Here is a 5,362-nt window from a genome sequence, read left to right as displayed (position 1 = left end):
ATGTCCATGGGCATGATGATGCTCTCGCCCATGATGATTTCGATGCCCTTCAAACTCATGTTGTTCGTGCTGGTTGACGGCTGGAGCCTGATCATGGGCTCACTGGCTGGCAGCTTTGCCATGCCCTGAAAGAGAGACTGCAATGGACACCGCCATGGTCATCGATTTGGGTCGGCAATCGCTGTGGACCATCGCCCTGGTGAGCGCACCTTTGTTGCTGGTGGCCTTGGGCGTGGGCCTGGTCATCGGCATCATCCAAGCGGCCACCTCCATCAACGAGATGACGCTCAGCTTTATTCCCAAGTTGATCGTCATGGCCTTGGCCTTGATGCTGTTTGGCAGCTGGATGCTGACCACCTTGGTCGACTTCACGCGCGGCATTTTTGAGCGCATCCCCACGCTCTTTATTTGACAGCACAGCAGGCGCGCAAATGAACTTACTTGCCGACGACATCGTGCAAAGGTTTTACACCTTTTTGTGGCCCATGCTGCGCATCTCGGCCCTGATGATCACTGCGCCTATTTTCTCGCTCACCGCCTTCAACACCCGCATGCGCATCTTGTTGGCCTTGGTGCTGACTTGGCTGGTCTTTCCACTGCACAACTGGCCGGTGATCGACCCCACCAGCGCCCCAGGCTTGGCCGAGGTTTTTAACCAAATCATGATCGGCGCCACCATGGGCCTGATCTTGCAAGTGGTGGTGGCCGCCGTGGTGGTGGCCGGTCAAAGCATTGCCGCCGCCATGGGCTTGTCGATGGCCAACATGCTGGACCCCAACATGGGCAACGTGCCGGTCATCTCGCAGCTGCTGATCGTGATGTCCTCCCTTATCTTTGTGGGTTTTGGTGGACACGCCATTTTGCTGGGCCTGATCTTGGAGTCCTTCAACACACTGCCCATTGGCACCAACATCTTGAACCAAGCCGTCTTTGGTCGCGTGCTGCAATGGAGCACCATGATGTTTTTAGGCGCTGTGCTCATGGCCCTGCCCGTCATGGTCTCTTTGCTCTTCATCAACGTGGGCTTGGGCGTCGTGACCCGCGCTGCGCCCAGTTTGAACATTTTTGCTGTGGGCTTTCCCGCCATGATCATGGCCGGGTTCATCATTTTGATCATCTCCATGGACAGCATCGGCGGTCGCATCGAATGGCTTTGGATCGAAGGTTTTGCGGTGGTCCGCGATGTCATAGGGGTGCCCCGTGTCTGACAGCGCACAAGACAAAACCGAAGAACCCACGGCGCAAAAGCTCAAAAAAGCGCGCGACGATGGCCAAGTGGCGCGCTCCACTGAGCTGCCCGCGGCCGTCATTGTCATTGGCTCCTTTGTGGTGCTCATGCTGACCGGCAGTTGGCTCATGTCGCGGCTGTCCAAGGTGTTTGCGCAAGGCTTCGTGTTCGAGCGCCAACTCATCGAAAAACCCCTGCTGCTGCCCGCCCACTTCGGCGAACACCTGCTCGCCGCCTTTGTGCTGGTGCTGCCCGTGGTCCTGTTCACCATGGTGGCCGCCATCATCGCCTCGGGCATGACTGGGGGTTATTTGTTTTCGTTCAAATCGGTCATGCCCAAGGGCTCCAAACTCAACCCCATCAACGGCCTCAAGCGCATCTTTGGCACCCATGCCTTGGTCGAGTTGGGCAAAGCCATCCTCAAATTTATGCTGGTCGCCGGCGTGCTGTGGTGGTCGCTCTTGGTCAACATGGACGGCCTCGTCGCGATCGGGCAAATGGGCCTTGAGCCCGCGCTCAACGCCGCTGGCCGCATGATCATGCAGTCGGCTTTGTGGGTGGCGCTCAGCCTGGCCATCATCGCCTTGATCGATGTGCCTTGGCAAAAGCACAGCTTCACCAAACGCATGCGCATGAGCCTGCAAGAGGTCAAAGACGAATTCAAGCAAATGGAAGGCAGCCCCGAGGTCAAGGCCCAAATTCGCAGGCGGCAGCGCGAAATGTCCAACGCCCGCATGATGGACCGCGTCAAAGACGCCGACGTCGTCATCACCAACCCTGAACACTTTGCGGTTGCCCTCGAATACGACCCTACTGGCGAAGGTGCGCCCATCATGGTGGCCAAAGGCTCAGACCACATGGCCGCCCTGATCCGTGCCGAAGCCAAAGCCCACGGCGTACACCTGTTTGAAGCGCCCCCACTGGCGCGTGCCATTTACTTCACCACCAAGGTCGAGCAGCAAGTGCCCGAAGACCTCTACCACGCTGTGGCCCAAGTGATTGCCTACGTTTTCAGTCTGGAAGCGGCCTCGCCCATGAACCCGCCTCGAGCCAAGCCCCAAGTGCAAATACCCTCCAGCATGCAGTTCAACCCTGATGGCCAAAAAGCAACTGCCCAAGGAGCCACGGCATGAACATCCCCATCCAATCCAGCCCCCCGGCTTTGGCCGACTTTGTCTTTCGCTCCGCCGACCGCATGCGCATCGACGGTTGCGCCAACGCGCTTGCCCGCGAGGGCCTGAGCCTGTCGCTGCAATGCGAACACGAAGCCCTGCTCGACCACTACTTGAGCTTGTTGCTCCAGCGGCTGCGCCAAGAGGCCCCAGAGCACAGCATCGAGGTTTACTTCCCCACCAACACCGACTCCTTGCTCGGCCGCTTCAACGAGGCGCTGGCGCGGCAATCGGTCGAGCAAGCCACCCGCGCAAGCGGGCAGACCAACCGGGCACAAATCTGGATCGTGCACGACGCCCAGGCCATGCCTGAGGCCGAAATCCAGCTGCTCGCCCGGCTGATCCAAAACTTTCCGGGTGCCAACATCCGGGCCATCTTGCTCATGACCGGCCCGCAAGCCCACCTCAACCAGTTGGCCGCATTTGGCCGCAAAATTTTGCGCTGGGAAATCGAGGCCCCCAACCAAGAACAGGCCCAAGCCGCGCTCGACATCGCGCGCACCGAAGGCCGCCTGCTGCCCGTCCAGCAGTTGCTCAAGCGCATCAACCGGCAAGCCTGGACTGAAGACCCCACGCAAAATTTGGACAACACCGTTGCCGCCGTGTTGCAAGACGCGAGGGCGCAAGCTCAAGCACTTGCCCAAGCGCAGGCACAGGCAAAGTCAAATGCACAGGTCAACACCCCCCCCTCATCGGCCAAAGCCCAGTGGCTGGCCTTTCACGCCAAAGGCCGCGAAGCCATCGCCCAAAGCCAACAACGCCTAGGCCAGTGGCGGCAAGCCAACACGCGGGTGCTGATTTGGGCTGTGCTGGCCTTGGCTTTGTCGACCCTGCTGATGCTCTGGCTGCAGCCCCAAGCCTTTGGCATTGGCCAAGCCCAAACCGCAGCCAAAACCGCCATGCCCCTGCCCATTGAGTGGCCCGAGCCCAGCGACCCCAGCAAACCCGCAAACACCGCCCCCACCGTGGCCCCCACAGCGCCCGACAAATTGCGCTGAACCCCGCACAGGAGCATGCCGTGAAAAAATCCACCCTCATTCGCAACGACAAACCCCACGCGGTCAAGATCGCCGAAGGGACCCACATCGCCCAGCGCAAAAGCGCCAAAAAAGCCAGCGCACCAGAAGAGCCCACCGCGCCAACGCCCAACACCGTCAAAATCACGCCCGCCACGCGCGCCAAATCCAAACCCGTGGCGGTCCCGGCCCCAACCGCCAAGCCCGAGCGCAGCAAAGCCAGCTTGCGCGAAGCAACGCCGCCGCCCGCCCCCAGCCGACCCAACAAGCCCAGCAAAGCGGCCAAACCGCGACCGGCACCGCAAGCTGCGGCCAAAGGCAAAACGCCACGCGCTGCTGCACCGGCCCCCGCATCCGAGCCAGTTTGGGAACAAGACAACCCGATCAAGGGCCGGATTGAAAAACTCAAAACCCGTAACGCCCAATTGGCAGAGCAACTTCAGCGCCTGCAAAACTCGAACACAGCCCGAGGACAACGACCATGAGCGACAAAGAATTCACCCCCACCGAGCCGATTTTGTTAGACCCAAGCGCCGTGCCGGACAGCGCGGAGGCAGACCAGCCAACACCCCAGACGGACGCTGCCAGCACGCCTGCGCCCGAGGCCCCGCAGCCCAGCCCAGCAGCGCTGACGCCAACGCGTCTGGGCGCCAGCATCGACGACCGCGCTTACCAGCAATACCAGTCACTGGCGCAAGCGGTGTTGGACTCGGCAGACATCGCCGGCAAATCGACCGAAGCGGCGGCTGCCGCCAGCCGAGACCTGTACAAAGCCACCAGTGACTTCAAAACCCTGACCGAGTCGGGCCACAAAAAAGCCACCATCTTGCTCGGTGCCACCAGCCTCGTTTTGCTCATTTGCCTGGTCTTCTTTTTGGTGATGGGTGTGCGCATGAACAGCCGCATCAACCAACTCGACACCATGATGCTGGCCGTGGGCAAACGCGTGGTTGACCTCAATGTCGGCCTGGAATCCTTGGACACCATCAACCGCAGCATCGAAGGCTTGGCGAGCCAACAGGTGGAGCAAGCCAAAACACAAGGCCTGATCGAAGGGCGCATCAACGAAGCCCTGAAAAAATCAGAAACCCTGGTGCAAACCGTGCCCGGTGAAACCGCCAAACAAGTGGCCGCCAGCAGCGACACCTTGCTCAAACAAGTGCAAGGCATCAACAACCGCCTGCAAACCCAAGCCGGGGCCGTGCAAACACTGGGCAACGAAGTCAAGGCCCTCAAGGGCGCGGTGGGCAACGTGGACAAACTCAACCGCGACGTGGAAGCCTTGGTCACCCTGCAAAAAGAGCGCTACCTGGAGACGCTGCAAAAAAGCAGCAGCATCAGCAACCGAGAGCGGGCCGTGCAGTTCCCGCGTGTCAACCCGGCCACACCGGCTGCCACCGGTTCGCCCCCTGCACCCAGTTCGCCCCCTGCAACCAGTTCGCCCCCTGCACCCAACACGTCAGGCGCGCCCAACAGCCCCAGCGCTAACAGCTCAGCAGTCACGGCCTTTCCAGCGGCTACGCGTTGAGCTCAATCAAAACGTGATGCGTCTGCCCTGCCAAATCCCGGCGCTTGGCCCAACACCTCACTGGCTGCAAGGAGCGCAGCGACGCGGCAGTCCATGGATCGCTTCCTCCGTCGCGATGACGGGACAGTAGCGGATGTACCCCAACACCGCCGTCACTGCGAGGAGCGCAGCGACGCGGCAGTCCATGGATCGCTTCCTCCGTCGCGATGACGGGTTGGAAAGGTCACTTCCTTCGTCGCGATGACAGCTTGGGCGGGTCGCTTTGCCCCTCGTCATGACAGATCAGCAGCGGATGCACCCCAACACCGCCGTCACTGCGAGGAGCGCAGCGACGCGGCAGTCCATGGATCGCTTCCTGCGTCGCGATGACGGGGCAGTCTGGGATGTACTCCATCACCGCCGTCACTGCGGGGAGCGC

7 protein-coding genes and 1 pseudogene are annotated in these 5,362 nt (G+C 60.9%); 7 read left to right on the top strand and 1 reads right to left on the bottom strand.

The genetic code is table 11. The features are described from left to right. The 7 genes and pseudogenes from ACIQ39_RS18450 to ACIQ39_RS18420 all read left to right on the top strand — a co-directional run. Positions 1 to 129, top strand: a pseudogene (locus ACIQ39_RS18450) (flagellar biosynthetic protein FliP); the annotation flags it as partial. A gap of 13 nt (positions 130 to 142) precedes the next feature. Continuing rightward, on the top strand, positions 143 to 412 hold the full coding sequence (gene fliQ / locus ACIQ39_RS18445; protein ID WP_396436043.1) for a flagellar biosynthesis protein FliQ: 270 nt from the start codon (positions 143 to 145) through the stop codon (positions 410 to 412). A 19-nt stretch (positions 413 to 431) separates the two neighbouring features. Continuing rightward, complete coding sequence (gene fliR, locus ACIQ39_RS18440) at positions 432 to 1,208, top strand: flagellar biosynthetic protein FliR (RefSeq protein ID WP_396436042.1); 777 nt, start codon at positions 432 to 434, stop codon at positions 1,206 to 1,208. Beyond that, positions 1,201 to 2,361 carry a flagellar biosynthesis protein FlhB gene (flhB, locus tag ACIQ39_RS18435; protein ID WP_396436041.1) on the top strand — a complete coding sequence of 387 codons (1,161 nt, stop codon included), beginning with the start codon at positions 1,201 to 1,203 and terminating at the stop codon, positions 2,359 to 2,361. The genes fliR and flhB overlap by 8 nt, the downstream gene beginning before the upstream one ends. After that, complete coding sequence (locus ACIQ39_RS18430; RefSeq protein WP_396436040.1) at positions 2,358 to 3,398, top strand: hypothetical protein; 1,041 nt, start codon at positions 2,358 to 2,360, stop codon at positions 3,396 to 3,398. The genes flhB and ACIQ39_RS18430 overlap by 4 nt, the downstream gene beginning before the upstream one ends. Before the next feature lie 20 nt (positions 3,399 to 3,418). After that, entirely contained in the window at positions 3,419 to 3,901 is a 483-nt protein-coding gene (locus ACIQ39_RS18425; protein ID WP_396436039.1) for a hypothetical protein, read from the top strand. Next, the gene (locus ACIQ39_RS18420) at positions 3,898 to 4,944 is read left to right on the top strand and encodes a hypothetical protein (RefSeq protein ID WP_396436038.1); all 1,047 of its coding nucleotides are present in this window, start codon (positions 3,898 to 3,900) and stop codon (positions 4,942 to 4,944) included. The genes ACIQ39_RS18425 and ACIQ39_RS18420 overlap by 4 nt, the downstream gene beginning before the upstream one ends. A 223-nt stretch (positions 4,945 to 5,167) precedes the next feature. On the opposite strand, the gene ACIQ39_RS18415 is transcribed toward ACIQ39_RS18420, so the two are convergent. Next, the coding region (locus tag ACIQ39_RS18415; protein ID WP_396436037.1) for a hypothetical protein at positions 5,168 to 5,362 on the bottom strand (195 nt) is incomplete at its 5' end.

Source organism: Limnohabitans sp., assembly GCF_044361645.1.
In the GTDB taxonomy this organism is placed as follows: Bacteria; Pseudomonadota; Gammaproteobacteria; order Burkholderiales; family Burkholderiaceae_C; genus Limnohabitans_A.
Note: the sequence above shows the minus strand (reverse complement) of the source record. Positions and strands in the feature narration are given on the sequence as shown.